The organism is Tamlana sp. I1, from assembly GCF_015355625.1.
Classification (GTDB): domain Bacteria; phylum Bacteroidota; class Bacteroidia; order Flavobacteriales; family Flavobacteriaceae; genus Pseudotamlana.
This window is the reverse complement of the sequence record NZ_JACLAF010000001.1, coordinates 309,985-329,194: the sequence shown is the minus strand read 5'-3', so window position 1 is coordinate 329,194 and position 19,210 is coordinate 309,985. Positions and strand designations below refer to the sequence as shown.

At 31.3% G+C, this 19,210-nt stretch carries 17 protein-coding genes; 7 read left to right on the top strand and 10 right to left on the bottom strand.

The features are described 5' to 3' along the window. Positions 1–7 precede the first annotated feature (7 nt). Positions 8–1,258: an exo-beta-N-acetylmuramidase NamZ domain-containing protein gene (locus H6X70_RS01340; protein ID WP_194765873.1), complete on the top strand. Its 1,251-nt coding sequence runs from the start codon at positions 8–10 to the stop codon at positions 1,256–1,258. A 98-nt stretch (positions 1,259–1,356) separates the two neighbouring features. Here H6X70_RS01340 and H6X70_RS01335 read toward each other — a convergent pair whose 3' ends face one another. Beyond that, the gene (locus H6X70_RS01335; RefSeq protein ID WP_194765872.1) at positions 1,357–2,187 is read right to left on the bottom strand and encodes a sterol desaturase family protein; all 831 of its coding nucleotides are present in this window, start codon (positions 2,185–2,187) and stop codon (positions 1,357–1,359) included. A 26-nt stretch (positions 2,188–2,213) separates the two neighbouring features. Further along, the gene (locus H6X70_RS01330; RefSeq protein WP_194765871.1) at positions 2,214–2,705 is read right to left on the bottom strand and encodes a YkgJ family cysteine cluster protein; all 492 of its coding nucleotides are present in this window, start codon (positions 2,703–2,705) and stop codon (positions 2,214–2,216) included. 212 nt (positions 2,706–2,917) lie between these two features. On the opposite strand from H6X70_RS01330, the gene H6X70_RS01325 reads away from it, so the two are divergent. Further along, on the top strand, positions 2,918–3,619 hold the full coding sequence (locus tag H6X70_RS01325; RefSeq protein WP_194765870.1) for a class I SAM-dependent methyltransferase: 702 nt from the start codon (positions 2,918–2,920) through the stop codon (positions 3,617–3,619). Positions 3,620–3,692: 73 nt separating this feature from the next. On the opposite strand, the gene H6X70_RS01320 is transcribed toward H6X70_RS01325, so the two are convergent. Both H6X70_RS01320 and H6X70_RS01315 read right to left on the bottom strand, forming a co-directional pair. Next, on the bottom strand, positions 3,693–5,420 hold the full coding sequence (locus H6X70_RS01320) for a TonB-dependent receptor (protein ID WP_194765869.1): 1,728 nt from the start codon (positions 5,418–5,420) through the stop codon (positions 3,693–3,695). 31 nt (positions 5,421–5,451) lie between these two features. Beyond that, the gene (locus H6X70_RS01315) at positions 5,452–8,472 is read right to left on the bottom strand and encodes a tetratricopeptide repeat protein (RefSeq protein WP_194765868.1); all 3,021 of its coding nucleotides are present in this window, start codon (positions 8,470–8,472) and stop codon (positions 5,452–5,454) included. A gap of 183 nt (positions 8,473–8,655) precedes the next feature. Here H6X70_RS01315 and H6X70_RS01310 point away from each other — a divergent pair, with 183 nt between their 5' ends. From H6X70_RS01310 to H6X70_RS01295, 4 genes are read left to right on the top strand one after another with little or no spacing between them, the layout of a single operon-like run. Further along, a complete protein-coding gene (locus H6X70_RS01310; protein ID WP_194765867.1) occupies positions 8,656–9,339 on the top strand; it encodes a cell division ATP-binding protein FtsE in 684 nt (227 codons plus the stop codon). Between the two features lie 2 nt (positions 9,340–9,341). Next, positions 9,342–10,079 carry a class I SAM-dependent methyltransferase gene (locus H6X70_RS01305; RefSeq protein WP_194765866.1) on the top strand — a complete coding sequence of 246 codons (738 nt, stop codon included), beginning with the start codon at positions 9,342–9,344 and terminating at the stop codon, positions 10,077–10,079. A 17-nt stretch (positions 10,080–10,096) separates the two neighbouring features. Beyond that, positions 10,097–10,972, top strand: coding sequence for a glycosyltransferase family 2 protein (locus H6X70_RS01300; protein ID WP_194765865.1), 876 nt, complete (start codon positions 10,097–10,099; stop codon positions 10,970–10,972). 3 nt (positions 10,973–10,975) lie between these two features. Continuing rightward, positions 10,976–11,929, top strand: a complete 954-nt coding sequence (locus H6X70_RS01295) for a glycosyltransferase (protein ID WP_194765864.1) — start codon at positions 10,976–10,978, stop codon at positions 11,927–11,929. Positions 11,930–11,941: 12 nt separating this feature from the next. On the opposite strand, the gene H6X70_RS01290 is transcribed toward H6X70_RS01295, so the two are convergent. Next, on the bottom strand, positions 11,942–13,018 hold the full coding sequence (locus H6X70_RS01290; RefSeq protein ID WP_194765863.1) for a glycosyltransferase: 1,077 nt from the start codon (positions 13,016–13,018) through the stop codon (positions 11,942–11,944). Between the two features lie 37 nt (positions 13,019–13,055). Next, entirely contained in the window at positions 13,056–13,466 is a 411-nt protein-coding gene (locus H6X70_RS01285) for a sugar 3,4-ketoisomerase (protein WP_410529800.1), read from the bottom strand. Positions 13,467–13,629: 163 nt separating this feature from the next. Between H6X70_RS01285 and H6X70_RS01280 the strand changes: the two genes are divergently transcribed. Next, entirely contained in the window at positions 13,630–14,775 is a 1,146-nt protein-coding gene (locus H6X70_RS01280; RefSeq protein ID WP_194765861.1) for a glycosyltransferase, read from the top strand. Here H6X70_RS01280 and H6X70_RS01275 read toward each other — a convergent pair. The 4 genes from H6X70_RS01275 to H6X70_RS01260 all read right to left on the bottom strand — a co-directional run bounded on the left by H6X70_RS01275 (position 14,772) and on the right by H6X70_RS01260 (position 19,180). Then, complete coding sequence (locus H6X70_RS01275) at positions 14,772–16,064, bottom strand: O-antigen translocase (protein ID WP_194765860.1); 1,293 nt, start codon at positions 16,062–16,064, stop codon at positions 14,772–14,774. The two genes, H6X70_RS01280 and H6X70_RS01275, sit on opposite strands and share 4 nt — an antisense overlap. A gap of 26 nt (positions 16,065–16,090) precedes the next feature. Then, positions 16,091–17,191 carry a DegT/DnrJ/EryC1/StrS family aminotransferase gene (locus tag H6X70_RS01270; protein WP_194765859.1) on the bottom strand — a complete coding sequence of 367 codons (1,101 nt, stop codon included), beginning with the start codon at positions 17,189–17,191 and terminating at the stop codon, positions 16,091–16,093. Further along, on the bottom strand, positions 17,188–18,060 hold the full coding sequence (locus H6X70_RS01265) for a GNAT family N-acetyltransferase (RefSeq protein WP_194765858.1): 873 nt from the start codon (positions 18,058–18,060) through the stop codon (positions 17,188–17,190). Before H6X70_RS01265 ends, H6X70_RS01270 begins: the two co-directional genes overlap by 4 nt. 172 nt (positions 18,061–18,232) lie before the next feature. After that, positions 18,233–19,180, bottom strand: a complete 948-nt coding sequence (locus H6X70_RS01260) for a glycosyltransferase family 2 protein (RefSeq protein WP_194765857.1) — start codon at positions 19,178–19,180, stop codon at positions 18,233–18,235. Between the last annotated feature and the right edge of the window lie 30 nt (positions 19,181–19,210).

Sequence of the window (19,210 nt, the reverse complement as noted above, 5' to 3'; positions counted from 1 at the left end):
TTATCTTATGAAGTTTAATATTTTCAAAAATACAGTTTTATTATTTGTTTTGGTAATCATTTCTTGCGCGTCTAAAGTGAAAAATGAAAAGACCGAAACACAAAGTAAAATTGCCCCTCAAAATCAGTCATCAAATAAACTTCAAGTCATCGAAAAAATTGTAGTTGGCGCTAATCAAACAGAAAAATATTTGCCGTTAATTAGCGGAAAACGTGTTGGCATTGTTGCCAATCAAACCTCGGTAATTTTTAAAAACGACGGTACATACACACATCTTGTAGATTCATTAGTCGCTTTAAAGGTTCCTGTACAGAAGGTGTTCGCTCCCGAACATGGTTTTAGAGGCACCGCCGATGCGGGCGAAGTTGTAAAAGATGGTATAGACACGAAAACCAAATTACCAATTGTATCGCTTTATGGGAAAAACAAAAAACCCTCGGCTGAGCAACTTAAAGGTTTAGATGTTGTTATTTTTGATATTCAAGATGTTGGTGCGCGGTTTTACACCTACATTTCATCTTTACATTATGTGATGGAAGCATGTGCAGAACAACAAATTCCTGTTATTATTTTAGATCGCCCCAACCCAAACGGCCAATATATTGACGGACCAATTTTGAAAAAAGAAAACAAAAGTTTTGTAGGCATGCATCCCATTCCTGTGGTTCACGGTATGACGGTTGGTGAATATGCCAACATGATTAATGGTGAAAAATGGTTAGAAAATGCCGTGCAATGCGAACTTATTGTAATTCCGAATAAAAATTACAATCACACATTAAGCTATAGTTTACCAATAAAACCGAGTCCGAATTTACCAAACGACCAATCCATAAATTTATACCCTAGTTTATGTTTTTTTGAAGGTACGAATGTGAGTGCAGGAAGAGGCACCGACCATCAATTTCAAATATTTGGAAGTCCGTTTTTAAATAAAGACTTGTTTTCGTTTCAATTTACACCACAAGCAAATGATGGAGCGAAATACCCAAAACATCAAAATAAATTATGTTATGGCAAAAATTTATCTGAAGAAAAAAATATTGATTTCTTGAATTTAGCATGGCTTATTGAAGCTTATCAAAACACAAAAAATCAAAAAGAATTTTTCAACAACTTTTTCATCAAATTAGCAGGAACAGACAAATTACAACAACAAATTGAAGCTGGTTTAACTGCGGAAGAAATTAGAGCGACTTGGAAGGACGGTTTAGAAGCCTTTAAAAAAACTAGAGGAAATTATCTTATTTATCCTTAGTTTTTGGTTTTTGGTTTTTGGTTTTTGGTTTTTGGTTAAAAAAATATTTCAAAAAATACTAAAAATCATATATTTACAAATATAGTTTTCAAAAAATATTAAGAATTTTCAGTTGGTTTTCTATACTTCTGAAATGGTTGTTTTAGTAAATTTTTAATTGAACTATTTTCTTTTTCATCGGGAAATACATCAACACCATACACAATTTTATGGGGTTCTAATTCCTTATAAGTACCAAATAAACGATCCCAAACCGAAAAAATATTACCGTAATTAGAATCGGTATAAGGCATTTTAAAGTGATGATGGACTTTGTGCATATTAGGAGAAACGATGAAATAACTAAGCCATTTATCTACTTTTTCAGGAAGCTTAATATTGGAATGGGTGAATTGGGTTGCCACAACAGACATCGATTGGTATAATAATACGATCCCAATTGGCGTACCAATAACAAAAACGCCCATTAAAGTAAAAACATAACGAATAACACTCTCGATGGGATGATGCCTGTTTGCCGTTGTTGCATCAACATGATGATCGGAATGATGCACCAAATGCACCATCCAAAGCGGTTTTACTTTGTGTTCAATAAGATGCGGTAAATAGGCTCCAAAAAAATCCATAAATAATATACCAACAATCACGTACAACCAAAGCTGCATTTCTGGTAGCCAGTTTAAAACTCCGAAATGGTTTGCCATCACCCAATCGGCAGAAAGCAACAATAAAAAAGCCATGGGCAGATTAACAAGAATAGTGGTTATGGTGAAGAAAATATTAGGAATGGCATGTTGCCATTTTTTATATTTAAAATTAAAAAGCGGGACAGCACCTTCTAACAACCAAAAAAAGGTTAAACCTCCCACAATAATTAATCCTCTGTGAAGCGACGGAATCGTTTCAAAATAATTTAGAAGTGTTTCCAATAGATTGGTTTTAGTTCTAAATATACTTATTTAATCCGTTTTTTCATAGCTTCAACAATATTAAAGGCGGCAGGGCAAATCGCCACATTTTTTAAAGTTAAATTGGATATTTGCTGAAACTTCTTTCTATCGGTATGCGGAAATTCGCGACATGCTTTTGGCCTTACTTCATAGATAGAACAATAATTATCGGCACCTAAAAAAGTACATGGTACAGCTTGTAAGACATAATCCTGCTCTTCATCAATACGTAAATATTGATTAATAAATTGCTGCGGTTTCATTCTAAAAAACTTAGAAATCCGGTCTATATCTTTATCGGTAAACAAAGGCCCTGTGGTTTTACAGCAATTTGCACATTCTAAACAATCTGTATTTTTAAACTCCTGGTCATGCAATTCTTGCATGATATAATCCATGTTTTTAGGCGCTTTCTTTTTTAGCTTTGCAAAGAATTTTTTATTCTCGTTATGCTTATCTTTGGCCTGCTTTGGAAGGTTGTTTATAATTTCCTGCATGGTGCAAAAATAGTCCTTTTGATGATTAGATGAATTATTATGTGAAATATTACACAGAGTTTCACGAAGAATTTCTCAAAGCACCACAGAGTTCTTTTGTTAAGTTTATATTTATTTACTCAGTGCATTTCGGTGTTAAAACAATATAATTTTTAGTCATTACAGTTATGAAAAGATTTTCGCCTTCGCGGAAATGAAAAATAGTATTATTTATGAAAGACCTTTTCGGGAAAGCTTTACTAGATTATCAAAACGGAAATTATTCTGAAGACCTTATTACAGAAACCAATATTTCTGATGAAGATAGCCTGCCACTGCCCTACTTATTTCGCGATTTCAAGGAGATGCCTAAACTAGAACAAAAGGCCTTAAAACTTTGTAAAGGCAGGGTTTTAGATGTTGGCTGTGGTGCTGGGAGCCATAGTTTATATTTACAAAAAAAAGGTTTTGAACTAAAAGCTATAGACATATCGAAAGGTGCTATTGAAGTTTCAAAACAACGAGGTATTAAAACCGCTGAAGTGATTTCTCTTCTAGATGAAACGAAGCAATTTGATACCGTTTTACTGCTTATGAATGGTACTGGAATTTTCCAAGAAACCAGTCAGGTTTCCAAATATCTAACACACTTAAAAAGTCTTTTAAAACCTAAGGGACAAATTTTAGTGGATTCATCGGACATCAAATACATGTACGAGGATGAAGATGGTGGCTATTGGATGGATATGAATTCCAATTATTACGGCGAATTGGATTATTTCTTATCCTATAAAGGCGAAAAAGAAACCCCAATGAAATGGCTTTACTTAGACTTTGATACTTTAAAATTAGCCTGTGAAACCGTAGGACTAAAATGTGAATTAATTGAAGAAGGCGATCATTTTGATTATTTGGCTCGTATTATTGATGCCTAGAAAAGAATTTCTTGACTTTAGCCTTAATCACTAAAAAAGATTCCCGCTTTCGCGGGAATGAAAAAATAATCTTTTAAAAATCAAACTTATACGTTGCTCCTGCTATAATTTGAAAAGTCTGCACAGGATAATTCATCCATTTTTGGTATGCATTATTTGCAATATTATTGGCTTTCATAAAAACCGAAAACTGTTCATTAACATGGTAACCGCCATTTAAGTTAATATCAAAATAACTATCTAAAGTTACGGTTTCATGTTCAAGCGCTGTTTCTAAACTTCTTTGGTCTTTACGTTTTCCAACATAAAATAAATTAGCGCCCGCAAACCATTGTTCATCAATTTGATAATCGAAAAACACAGACCCTGTAATATCTGGTAAATTCCAAGCTTCTTCTTCTCTATCTGTGTTGTATGCGAAATACTCAAGTTTCGTCCCTAATTTAAAATTTCGATTAATATCTACATTCAATTCGCCAGAAACCCCAAAAGTGGTTACATCATCATAAACAATTCCGAAAGAATTTCCGTAGTCGTAATCATTTTCACCAGAATTCACTTTAATCGTATTCGCTTTATATAAAGGCTTATACTTCTCGGCAGTATAATGACCTCCTACATTATAACTTACCGTGCTTGTTGCTTTACCTTTTAATCCAGCAAAAGCATTATAAGTTTGATCGGTTGGAGAAATAATTAAAGTTGGAGAAACAAACGGATTTTCGTTTGCAAATGCATGATAAGTATTCTGAACTAAATCCCCTTTAACCCCACCATAAGCAATTAATAATTCGTCAACAAATCTATACGAGGCTGAAATATTTGGGTAAACATAAAATTTATTTTCGCCAGCTTCCATATCGTTTAAATAGACTAAATTCACTCCTAAATTAACCGTTACATCGTCTTGTATGTACTGAAAAGAAGGCGAAATACCTAGTTGAAAATTGCTGTATTTATAAGCTTCATCAATTTCGTATAACCTATCAAAATTTCCGCTTAAATAATCCAATTTAAATGCTGTTGAAATTTCAAAATCATTGATAGGCACTTCCATATCTGCTTTTATTAAGGCTCTATTTTCAGCCGAATCACGACTATCTGAAAATCGTCGAAGTAGTACGCTTGCCGAATTCACATAGGAATCTTCAAACGTAAACTCACTTCCTAAATCAATATCAAAATAGGAATGCCCCACATCTAAATAATAAATTAAAACATTATCGCTGGCAATAGGCTCTGGAATTCCGTACCAATTATAGAATTGATGTTGAAATCCGCCATCAACCTTCCATGTTAAATCACGTAAAGTTGAACTGTAATTCATTCTTAATTTTGAATTGGAAAAGCCATTATTAACAACCGCATCTTCAATCCCCCCTTTAGAGGAATGATGACTGATGTAACCTCCAGCACTTTCGCTACGGCTTATCATATGATTGACATAAAACTCCCCTAAAAATGTTCGGAAACTCCCCATGCCAAACGAAGCGTAATTATCGTACAGTCTAACACGTTTTGCCTTTTCTACTGAAGCAGGATTTCCTTTGGCAGGCGTAAAAGTTGAAGCTACCGGAAAAGAAAAAATATTGTATTTAATCTCCTTTTTGGTATCGGTGTTTTCATCATCTAAAGATGGGGTTTCTTTAACTTTAAAAGCATCGGAAATAGTAGGCACATAAGGTTTTACTACATCGATAACACCTGTATTTAAGGTATCGTTTGGCTTTCGCTGGGAAAAACCTAAGGTTACGCTTAATAAGAAAACAACTGAAAATATATTTTGAATGTGCTTGCGCATTGGTATAAATTTACTTTTGTGAATGATTATTTTAATCTTCGGATTGAACTGATGCATTAGTTTTAGCTTCGGCTCCTTTAACAATAGCCAATTCGTTTGTTGCTTCAATTACAACATCGTCAAATTCTGAAAAATTCTGAATGACACTTTCTAATATATAAGTGGCCTGAAAAGCATCTTTTAAAGCATAATAATTCTTTGCCATAAGCACCAACCCTTTTGCACTGTAATACTTATAGCCCGAATAATCTTTTGCTAATTTTTGAACTGCTTGATTAGAAGCTTCAAATTCACCGTCTTGATTTTTAAAATAAGCGTTGTAATATAAAGCTTCGGCAGCTGTTTCGCCAGTAGCAACTTTTTCTACATTTTTATACGCAGCTTTAGCTTTGTTTTTATCACCCGTTCCCATGGCAGAACGCGCAATAATAATGTGTGCATCGGCTTTAATTTTATTATCAATTTTCGGGTTAGCCAAAACTTTATCGGCATAAGCGACAGCTTTTTCGTAAGACTTCAATTGGTAGTTAGCCTTCATTAAGTTAGATTGTGCAAAAACCACATTATGTTGAAAACTAGCTTCGTTTTCTAATCTTTGAAGCAATGGTGTTGCGGCATCCCAATCTTTTTTATTTAAATAATATTGTGATAATCGCATTAAGGCTTCTTCTGTAAACTGACTTTGAGGTGCTTGAACAACAAAGGTATAGTGCTTAGAAGCGTTATCGGTTAAACCGTCTTTATGGTAAAGTTGCGCCACATAAAAATGGGCGTTTAAAGCATGTAAACCGTTTGGAAATTGAATTAAATAACCATTAAACTGCTTTATTGCCTTGTCTGAATTGTTATCTAAATATTGTTTTTCTGCGGCTTCGTAAGTCGTATTATCCAAATCGGAATCTGAAACTTCAACATAATCTAAAGTTTTAACCCAAGAGGCATAAGCATCTACTTCGCCTAAATCGATATAAATTAAACGTGCTGTAGCCACGGCTTGAACCGATTCTGGACTTCCAGGATAATCGCTAGCCACCTTTTTAAATTTGGTTAAGGCCTTAATGTTATCGTTCGCATTATAGTAAACCAAACCTTGACGTAGTAACGCTTTTGGAACAAACGAACTGGTTTTATATTCGGTACTCAAGGCATTGTAGGTTGCCATGGCCTTATCGACATTGTTTTCTTTAACATAGGAATTACCTAATTCGTACATCGCATCATCACGCAATTTCGAATTTGGATATTGATTAATAAACTGCTCTAATTCTTTTATTTTTTTTGAAGATTGCCCCGTATACCCTACACTCATTGCTTTTTGAAAAGCAGGATAATCGGATGCAATTTGGTCTAATTTAATAGCTTTTTCATAAGCTAAAATGGCATTTTCATAAGCGCTAGACACAAAATAAGCATCGCCTAAACGTAAATAAGCATCGTTTAATCTTACCGAATCATCTGTGTTTCCTTCAACAAAACGTGTGAAATACTCAGCAGATTTCTCATAGTTTTTCAGCTTAAAATACGTGTAAGCAATGTTGTAATTAATGTTATTATACTCTGGAGTTTCAGAAGCTTCTGTTTGCTGTTCAAATTGTTTAAACCCTATTAAAGCTTCATCATATTGTGTTAAATCGTAATCGGTTTCCGCTTTCCAAAAAGTTGCTCTTGTTGTAAATTTCGGGTCTCTAGGCTCTTTTAAAGAACCATCAAACATATCTTTCGCAGCAGCGTATTGTCCGTCGTTATATAGTTCTAATCCACGGTAAAAACTCACTTTTTGATAAGCTACTTTATCGTCAAAACTATGTTTGTTTTTTAATAAATTTAAAGCTTCTTGATAGTTTTTTGAGGTGATATACGAGTCGATTAAAAGGGTTTCAATCTCGGTAGTATGACTCGATTTAGGATAAGCATCCAGATAACTATTTAAAACTTGTGGTGCCGATTGATAGGGATTTCCTATTTCGTAACTTAGTCTGGCATAATTTAACCAAGCATCTTCCTGAATTTTTTTATCGAAATCCATTTTAGAAGCATAACCAAAAGCATTTAAGGCTTCTTGTTTTTTATCTAATTGAATGTAACTTTCACCTAAATGATAATAGGCGTTTTGCGCAATATTATTGATGCCATCGACAATTTTATTAAATTCTGAAACGGCATTTTCATAATCTTCTTGCTTGTAATAAGCGTATCCTAATTGATAGAAATCGGTATTCGTCCATTTGCCTTCTGTGCCTTCATAAGCTTTCAAATAAGGAATGGCTTCTGCGTATTTTTCTAAATTAAAATAACTTTCACCTATAATTTTAGAAAGTTGCGATACCTCTTCATCGGTGCTTGAATCTATTCGCTCTTTAGCAAGGGTAATGGCTTTTTCGAAATTACCAAGTTTAAAATTTAAATCGGCCTGATAATAAGACATTTTCTCTTTGTAACGTTCTTGGTCGTTAACTTGATCGAAATATTGGTTGGCAGCATCGTAATCATCACCTTGATAAGCCATATAACCTATATAATACTTCGCTTGAGAACCGTATTCTTGAGAACTTTCAATTTTATTGAAATATTTTTTAGCCTCGCTATATTGTTTTGATACAAAAAAAGAATAGCCTTTATTGAAGTTATATTTCTCTAATTCGTCACGGCTTAATGCACTTTCGTTTACCTTACTATACCATTTTCGCGCATAAGGGTATTTTGCATTTTCAAAATAATAGTTACCAACATCTACATAAGCTGTGTTTCTTTTTGTGCTTGTTGGGTAGTCGGCAACAAAATCTTCAACCAATTGCTCGGCATTGCGTTGATTTAATCGAATAGCACAATTTGCTATATAATAGGAACAATCGGATTCTACATTATATTCATCAGTCGCTTTTTTGGCATCTTGAAAAAGCAAGAGTGCTGCCCCATACTGTTTATCGTCGTAAAGCGTTAGAGCTTTTTGGTATTCGGCTAAGTGACTTGTGTAAATGGCAGTTTCCTGCGCTATAATTTGTAAACTAAAAGGTATTGCCACTAGAAGTGACACCATATTTTTTTTAGTCATTAACGATTAGTTTTTAATTTAAATTCAAAGATAAAATATATAACGTAACTATCTAACCTTAATTATAAACCAAGAGTCTAAATAAGATTCTTAGCAGGAAATAAAGCAAAGTTTTAGGCGTTACCTTTTAAGATTTAACTTTTTAGTAATACATTTACAACGCTTAAAAACTCACGTTATTTCATGTCGAATCCTATTTTACAATTAAAAAACGCATCTATATTTCAAGGAGAGAGTCTTATCCTTTCTGATGTTAATGTGGAAATTAATAAAGGTGATTTTGTTTACCTAATTGGTAAAACAGGTACAGGTAAAAGTAGTTTTATGAAAACCCTTTACGGCGATTTACCGCTTACTAAAGGTGAAGGCCATATTGTAGATTTCGATTTAAAAAACTTAAAAGAAAAGGATATTCCGTTTTTAAGACGAAAACTAGGCGTGGTATTTCAAGATTTCAAATTACTTACCGATAGAACGATTAACGACAACCTGTTATTTGTTTTAAAAGCCACAGGCTGGAAAGATAAAACAGAAATGAATACCCGCGTTGAGGAAGTTTTAACCAAAGTTGCTATGAAAACGAAAGGTTTTAAATTTCCGCACGAACTTTCTGGAGGTGAACAACAACGTGTTGCTATTGCCAGAGCTTTACTAAACAACCCCGAACTTATTCTAGCCGATGAGCCTACAGGGAATTTGGACCCACAAACTAGTATAGAAGTTATGGAAGTACTCCAGGACATTAGCAAAAATGGCAACACCATTTTAATGGCAACCCACGATTATGCATTGCTACTAAAATATCCTAGCAAAACGCTAAAATGCGACGATAGCCAGATTTATGAAGTGGTACAGAGGAAGGGGTAGGTATGTATAATACATTAAAGAATATTGCTAAAGCTTTAATTCCTAATAAGTTTCTAATTAAAAACGAATTGCTTTTCAGGAACGTTTTTAGCTTTTTTTATATTGGGAAAAATCACGAATGTCAGATTTGTAACAACACTTTAAAAGCATTTGTACCTCTAAATGAGAATGATCTAATTTGTCCGTGCTGTGGAAGCTTATCAAGAAACAGAAGGCTTTGGGCGTTAATTAAAAATGATGCTAACATAAACGGCAAAATATTACATTTTTCACCATCAAGAAGTTTATTTAGAAAATTAAAACAAGCCTATAAATCAAATTATTTTAGCAGTGACTTTGAATCTGAATTTATAGCAGATTACAAATTCGATATTACACAAATTAATCAGGAAAATCACACATTCGATTTAATTATTTGCTATCATATTTTAGAGCATATATTAGATGACCAAAAAGCTATGAACGAACTTTATAGAGTTTTAAAGCCTGGTGGAACAATTTATATCCAGACACCTTTTAAAACTGGTGAAATTTATGAAGATGCTTCGATAGTACTTCCTGAAGAACGGGAAAAACATTTTGGGCAAAATGATCATGTTAGAATATATTCAGTTAAAGGCTTAACAAATCGTTTAGAAAACAGTGGCTTTAAAGTAAACGTTAAAACTTATAATAAAGAACAGGATGATTTTTATTTTGGTTTAAAATCTCCTGAAACCGTTTTAATTGCTAGTAAATAGTTAAAAATTTAAACACCATGAAAGGTTTAAGTATTTGCATTCCAGTTTACAATTACAACTGTATTGAAACTATAAAAATACTCTGCAAGCAAATCGAAGAACTTTCTATAAATTCTCAAATTATTGTATTTGACGATGCTTCTCCACACGATTTAAATGATTTATCTGGTTTTAAAAACCCAAATTACAGCTACAAAAAACTACCCCAAAACGTTGGAAGGTCGAAAATTAGAAATTTATTAGCCAATGCTGCGATTTATAATTCTATTTTGTTCTTAGATGGCGATTCTGGCATTCAAGATAACTTTATTAAAAATTACGTTGAAACCATTGCAGCGCACCCAAACTCGGTTATCTGTGGCGGTAGGATTCATTTGTTTACTTCATATCCAGAAAAAAAATTAAGATATCGTTATGGAGTTAAATTTGAAGACACCAAAGCTTTAAAAAGAAATAAAGCACCTTATAAAAGTTTTATGACCAACAATTTTGTTGTTACTAAACAAATTATGGCTTCAATTCCATTCAATGAAAAACTCAATAAATATGGACATGAAGACACATTTTTTGGGTACGAATTAAATAAAAACCATATTAGCATAATCCACATCGACAACGCTGTTATTCATTTAGACCTTGAAAACAGTAACGAATTTATTGAAAAAACTAAAAACGGCATTGAAAACCTCGTACTACTTAAAAACACATATCCTGATTTTATAAGTCATAGTAAGCTATTATCACTAATTGAAACATTCAAAATTTTAAAATTTAAACCTATAAAATATGTTTCAAAAATTTTGGCATCTTACTTCGAAAAGACAACCTGTAAAACAAATAATATTTATAGATTTCAACTTTTTAAGTTATTTTACACCATAACAATTAGCTAAAAGATGAATTCTCAAGCGAATAAACCCTTTTTTTCTGTTATTATCCCACTATATAACAAAGAAGAATTTATAGAAAATACAATAAAAAGTGTCTTAAATCAAACCTTTAAGAATTACGAAATCATAATCGTAAATGATGGCAGTACCGATAATGGCGTTAATATCGCTTTAACGTTTAAAAATGAGAAAACTAGAATAATTAGCCAAAAAAACTCTGGAGTATCTGTTGCCAGAAATCGGGGTATCGAAGAATCGAACGCCACATATATTGCCTTGTTAGATGCAGACGACATATGGCATACTAATCATTTATCAGAATTAAAAAAACTTATTGAAACATTTCCCGCAGCTGGATTATACTGTAACAACTATCAAGTGTTCCGTACCAAAAACATTTATACGCCTGCTAAATTTAATTTTAAATACCATAAAGATTGTGTAATCGTTGATGATTTTTTTAAAGCAAGTTTGGTTAATTGTGTCGCTTGGACTTCGGCAGTTGGGTTTTCAAAAAATAATTTTGATTCTCTAGGAGGATTTAATACACATCTTAAAACCGCACAAGATTTAGATTTATGGATTAGGTTCGCGTTACAATACCAGGTCGCATTTAATCCAGCAATCACGATGTCTTATAATTTATATGTGGGTGATAGTTTATCGAAAAGTGAACTTAATCATATTCGATATGATTTTATAAATAAATATTCAAAAGAAGAACAGCAAAATAAATCTTTGAAACACTATTTAGATTATAATCGGTTTGCCGTTGCATTACGATGCAAAATGAACGATGAAATAGATTTATATAACAAATTAAAACAACAAATAGATCTAAAGAATTTAAATTTCAAACAAAGGTTACTAATTAACCTACCTATAAAAGCACTTGAAATATTAAAAAAAACACAGTTGTTTTTAGTTAAAAGAAAACTTTACCTCACTGCTTTTAAATAATACAACAGGCAATTAATCCAATAAAGTTTTCCATTTTAAGGCTATTTCATTAATAGAAAACCGTTCAACACTTTGTCTACAATTTGATTTACAAAAATTATAAAGCACTTCGTTTTCTATAAAAGAATCAAATGCATTTGCTAATGCTTTTGAATTATAATTTTCTACCAAAAGCCCATTAAATTCATCTTTTATTATTTCTTTAGGTCCCGACTTACAGTCTACAGAAACCACAGGAGTTTCACAGGCTAAAGATTCTATCAACACCCTTGGAAAACCTTCATATCTACTAGTCAAAACCGAAAACAAAGCCTTTTTAACATATTTGAAAGGATTTTTAGTAAATGACTTTATTACAACTAAGTTTTCTAATTCCAACTCACTACTTAATTGTTTTAAAAAACCAATATCTTTTCCATCTCCTACGATATAAAGCTTAATACCTATACTTGGCAACTTAGATTCTTTGTATGATTTAAATAGTAGAGTAAAATTTTTAACTTTTTCTTCTATTCTTCCAAAAAAGATAATAAATCGTTCATTAGGAGCAATATCTATTTTTTCACTTCCCTTTAATTTTATATCATTTAAATTTATTGGATTATAAATCTGCACACAATTTTTAAAATGATACTTTTCAATAAGTGATTTCTGAATTTCTTTACTTACGGCTACAATTTTTGAATTCTTACCATAAAGCACACAAGCTAGAAATTTATTTTTCGGTAAATAATTATTAATATTATAACTACGAACAACCGAAATCATATTTTGGGTTTTAAAAACATGATGATATAAAATATATTCTTTTAAAAACCCAGGTCTAGTACGATTATCAATAATGACATCAAAATTTTGTTGTTTAAAATATGATTTTAGTAGTACTATTTTTTTGAAATTAGATACATCTTTTCCATAGGTCTGCTCCAAATTGAACATAAAACCGCCAAACTCATAATCTATATCATTTTTGGTCATTAAAATATGAACCTCGAAGCCAAGATTTGAAAGCATTTGTGAAAGCATAGCACTAGAACGCTCTGCACCTCCCTTTCCTAAAGAAGTTGTTATTACACAAATTTTCTTCATATTATACTCCAATTAAAACTCAAGTTATCATTCAAGATTACCTCTGTTTATAACTTTGATAAGCTTCAAACTCTCTAATATAATCTTCTTCTTCGTACACATTCGAAGCTAAAACAAGGCAAACTGCTCCTGAAGAAAAATTTTCTAACTCACGCCATATCCCTGGTTTTATTAATAACCCTTTAGATGGGTTATTAAGGGTTAACCTGTTTTGATCTTTACCATCCTTTAATACAACATCAAAACTTCCACTTAAAGCAACAAGAAATTGAGTTAAGTTTTTATGAGCATGACCACCTCTAGCAGAACCACTGGGAACATCGAACAGATAGTAAACACGTGCAATAGTAAAGGGAATCACCTCTTTTTCAATTACCGCTAAATTCCCACGGTAATCTTTTATCTTAGGAATTTCAATAATAGGGCAATCACTTACTGTTAAGTTCATCATTTTGTGATAGAAGTTTTAAATCGAAATAGTGCGGCATCTAAAATAATTAATAATTAATCAATATGCGTTTTTTTTGAATGATTTATTGAAATAGAATCACTAAATAAAACCTTATAGTTTGAGACAAACTTATATATTTGATGAATTGAAAAGCACATAAATGAAAATTTTATTAATAGGTGAATACAGTAGGCTTCATAATTCTTTAAAAGAAGGATTAATAAAAAATGGTCATGAAGTACTTTTAGTAGGTTCTGGTGATGGCTTTAAAAACTATCCTGTTGATATCGATATCTCAGCTAAAACAAAAAAAATTGGAGCACTGTTTTTAATTACAAAGCTAATTCATAAACTAACAAGATTTGACATCTCAAAAATTGAAGTTGCTATACGTTTTTATTTACTATTACCAAAGCTTAAAGATTTTGATGTCGTACAACTTATTAATGAAAACACCATTAAAACTTTTATATCAACAGAAATTTGGTTTCTAAAAAAAATAAAAGAACAAAACAAGAAACTATTCCTTTTATCATGTGGCACAGACTATGTTAGTGTAAAATACGCATTTGATAAAAAAATTAGATATTCAATTTTAACCCCGTTCCACAGCAACCCAAAACTTAAAAAAAAGTATAAACATAGTATTCTTAAATATATTTCTAAACAAAACTATAAACTTCATGATTTTTTATACAAAAACATCAATGGAGTTATTGCATCTGATATGGATTACCATATTCCGTTAGAAAACAACACCGCTTATTTAGGCCTTATACCTAACCCTATAAATAGTGATAAATTAAAATTCACCCCAATGCACATCAAAAATAAGATTACTATTTTTCATGGCATTAATACAGAAAACGCTTTTAAAAAAGGGAATTTATTTTTTTCGGAAGCCCTAAAAAACATTGAGAAAAAACACCCTGACAAGGTGAAAATCATAACAACTGAAGATGTTCCGTATAACGACTATATTAAATCCTATAATGAATGCCATATTCTTTTAGACCAAGTTTATTCGTTTGATCAAGGTTACAATGCACTTGAAGCTATGGCTAAAGGAAAAGTTGTTTTTACTGGTGCTGAAAAAGAATGGTTAGATTATTATAATTTAAAAGAAAATACGGTGGCTATTAATGCGCTTCCAAATACTGATGACATAACAAAAAAACTAGAGTGGCTCATATTAAATCCGGAAAAACTAATTGAAATTTCTAAAAATGCTAGACATTTTATTGAAAAAGAACATGATTTTATAAAAATAGCACAGCGCTATGTATCCTGTTGGGAAAAGTACTAACTGGTTTTCTTTTTTTCTAACTTAAAAAAATAGAACCAGATAGTACATATAATGATAATAAAATAAATTAAACATCTATAAAAATGTGCCATAACCACACCTTCGGCACCATATAAAACAACCAAGTTTTTTGATAAGAAATAAAACACCCCTAATGAAATTAACTCTGTTACAACAAAACTTCCTACCATTTTCTTTGCTAAAAATTGATGAGATATAACAAGTGCTGCAAGCCTAACAAAGTCTCCTAATAACTGCCATTTAAACAAGGGTTCTAAACCAGTAAAATCTGGGTATATCAACTCAATAAACACCCTTCTAAATAGATAAACCAATAGCATTCCTATACCAAATAAGGGTAGTATTGTTTTATATATATTAATCACTTCCTTTTTGAAAAGCGGTAGCGTGTGAATTCGTGCAAATTTTGGGATAACATAAAGTGTAAATAAACTTGATGAAAATGCCATGTAGTTTTTTGATATAAAATTCATGGCGGTCCAATATCCTGCTTCATCAATGTTAATTTTATCAGTAATAATAATCCTTAAATCTAGTTCGATATAATTTAATAATACCGTTGAAATTATAGACATTAATGTAAATGCCAATAATTCTTTAGCAAAAGGTATTTTAAAATCTAAAGATTTAAGCTTAAAATACTTATTTAAGGTGGCTCCAAATACGTAGAGAATTATTACCAATTGAATTATTGGAGCTATTATTATGGCGAATAGTACTCCTTTAAGATTAAATTGATATAGACAAATTACGAGTAATAGAGCAGACAAAACATTACTAAACAAATCAATTTTAGCGAATGTTTTATATTCGGTTAGCCCATTTACAATACCATAAAAAACTCTATTTAAACCAATAATTAAAGGTAGCAAGGTTAAGCACCTAATAACATCAACAAACTCTAAGTCACCAAATAACTCGGTCGTTATAAAAGTCACATTATAATAAAGAACACCTGATGTAATTACAGATCCTATAAAAAGAAAACCAAAAATACTTGAAAACAAACCATCAATTTTCTCTTTATTCTCCTTGTATTCCGAGACATATTTAATAACTCCATTAAACGTGCCTAATGTAGATGAACTCGTTATAATTTGAATTAAATTTCGAAGCTGACCAATTTTAGCTATACCAGCTTCTCCAACCATTATTGCTAATAGCCTTTGAATAAAAAGAGATATTATTAACCTAAAAACTATTACAATAGCATTTAAAGAAGTTATCTTTAATAATAAGTTGTTTTTTATAACTGATTTAAAATTCATCAAGTCAAGTAATAGCTATTTTATGGTTAATATTGATTGATAATTTTAATAACCTTAAGTACTTCATCAATTTCCATTACTGGACTTATAGGCAAACTTACCACCTTATCATGAATCATTTCTGTAATTGGTAAAGGCCTAGTTTGCAAATGCGCTAATGGTAATTGTTTATGCGGAGGAATAGGATAATGTATTAAAGTTTCTATTTTATTCTCAAGCATATAGGCTATAAATTCACTCCTATGGTCTACTAAAACCACAAAAGCATAAAAAACGTGATTGTTAGTAAAATCATAAGAAGGAAGTGTTACCTTCATATTATCAATTCCCAAAAGGTATTGCTTAGCTATTTCACGTCTTTTTTTATTATCAGCATCTAACAATTTCAATTTTATATTCAAAAAAGCTGCTTGAATTTCATCTAACCGATTATTTACACCTTGAATTTCATATTTATATTTAGTAGTTCCGCCGTAATTACGAAGCTTTTTTATGGTGTTAATTAAAATGCTATTATTTGAAACAACGCCTCCGGCATCGCCTAATGCGCCAAGGTTTTTACTCGGATAAAAACTAAATGCTGCTGCATCCCCTAAATTTCCCGCTTTAACTCCATTTTTATTTATTGCTCCATGTGCTTGTGCAGCATCTTCAACAACAATTAGGTTGTGCTTTTTTGCCAGTTTATTTATGTCTTCCGTATCAACGAGCAACCCGTAAAGATGAACTACAAGAATTGCTTTTGTTTTTGGAGTTATATGCTTTTCAATACTAAAAGCAGAAATATTATAAGTTTCAATGTCTGGATCAATTAAAACAGGTTTTAAACCCACTGCTCCAATAGCTAAAACACTTGCTATAAAAGTATTTGCAGGAACTATAACCTCGTCACCCACAGCTAAAACTCCTAATTCTAAGTAGCCTTTAAAAATTAAACTGAGGGCATCAAGTCCATTGCTTACACCAACACAATACTTGCTACCGCAATAGTTTGCAAAATTTTCTTCAAAATTTGAAACTTGGCTCCCCAATACATAATTTGCAGATTCTAAAAATAAATTAAAGACCTCATGATACTCCTGATGAAATCTAGAATTCACTTTGTGTAGGTCTAAAAACTTAATCATATCATGACGTCATTTAAAGAATTATAACTTGAGGTTGAAACTTTATAAAAATCTTGGGTTACAGTTCTTGCGCCAAAACCCTCCTTCCAAAACTGTAAACCCTTATTAATTTGCATACCTTTATTTTCATTTGAAGTCCCAAAATCAAAATACTTCTTATGTTTAAATATATCATTTATGAGTGTTACATGTAAAAAATCTAAACTTCCTAACTCATTATTATCTGCATTGCCTGAAATATATTGAGAATGCACAACATGTTCAGATTCAAAAATTGTTGTACCAGCAACAATCTGGTTGTTTTTATAGACATTAAATTGTCTGATATTATTAGGAAAACGGCTTTTCAACATCCTTATTTCATCTAATGAATGTACTGGTTTGGCATTGTGCTTTTCTTTTAAGTTTTTAATTAGAATCTTGTTCCAAAATAATTCAAAATCATCTTCTTCTTTAAGAAGCAATTGGTGCTTGTTTCCTCGTTTAAATCCTTCCAATCTATTGTTTGAAATTTTCAATTTATTATTCAAATCAATAACTGAAAGCGTATCCCTTTTTATTAAATCAGCATTTAAAATAAACATTAAATATTGAACTTCTTCAGTAAAAAAAGTGTTATAAATTGAAGGGATTTGCTTGATAACAAGAGTGTCAAATCCGTTTTTGTTTAAGAACTCAAGAAGTTCTTTAAAAATTACGATTACACTATCAAACTTAATGGTATGTAACAAAATGAGCCCTCCATAAGTTAATCCTTGATGCGAATAAACAGTATCCCCCGACTTATTAGCTGGTAGAACGGCAATGAGTTTATCTTTTTTAAAAATAAGTAATGAATAATCTTCAAATCGATCTTGATGATACTCCATGAAATCTCTATTAAAAAGAAATGTAGCATTTTTTGATTGCTCTATGAATACATTCCATTCATTTTTAAGATTAGGATTATATGTTTTAATGGTATAAATAACGAATACGGTTTTATGAATTTAAAATACTAATATGAGGATTAAATAATATCATTTAAAAGAGTATGAAAAATTATTTATTGACTGAATCAATATTTGAATCTGCTATAATATACAGCGGTCTATCAATAACATTTTTATTAATACGGCTGATATATTCTCCTATAATACCAATTGAAAATAATTGAATACCACCAATAAACATGGAACTTATAATTAGGGATGACCACCCCGTAACGGTTTCTTTTAAAACAAAATGTGCAAAAATGGTGTACAAAATAATAAAAAATGAAAACACTGAAATTATAAAACCGAGTCTGCTTACTAATGCTAATGGTTTATCTGAAAAACTAGTTACAGCATCAATAGCTAGTTGAAACATTTTACTATAGGAGTAACCAGATTTTCCATATTGACGTTCATCTCTATTAAACAACACATGAGTTTGCTTAAATCCTAACCAAGCAATTTGACCTCTTAAAAATTTATTTTGTTCAGGCATGCTTTTCAAAGCCTGTACTACTTTTTTATCAATCAGCCTGAAATCTCCTGTATCCAGAGGAATTTCAAAAGAAGTTAATTTTCTTAAAATTCTATAAAATATTTTAGAGGTTAACTTTTTCAAAATGGTTTCTCCTTTTCTTTGTTCTCGCTTTGCGTAAACGACATCAAATCCTTCCTGATACTTTAGGTACAATTCAGGTATTAATTCTGGAGGGTCTTGTAAATCACCGTCAATGATTACAGTGCAATCTCCCGACACATGATTAAGTCCTGCTGTAACCGCTATTTGATGCCCAAAATTCCTACTAAAACTTAGGTAATGTACTTTTTCATCTTTTGCTGCAATAGCAAAAATTTTTTGTATAGAATCGTCTTTACTACAATCATTAACAAAAATAAATTCGTAATCATTTGTAATTTTAGTTACCGAATTCACCAAACGTTCGTAAAGCAAATCTATGATTCCAGATTCATTATAAATGGGGATTATTACTGAAAGTTTTTTACTTGTTTTCATATCTAGACCACAATATAAAAAGTTAAACTA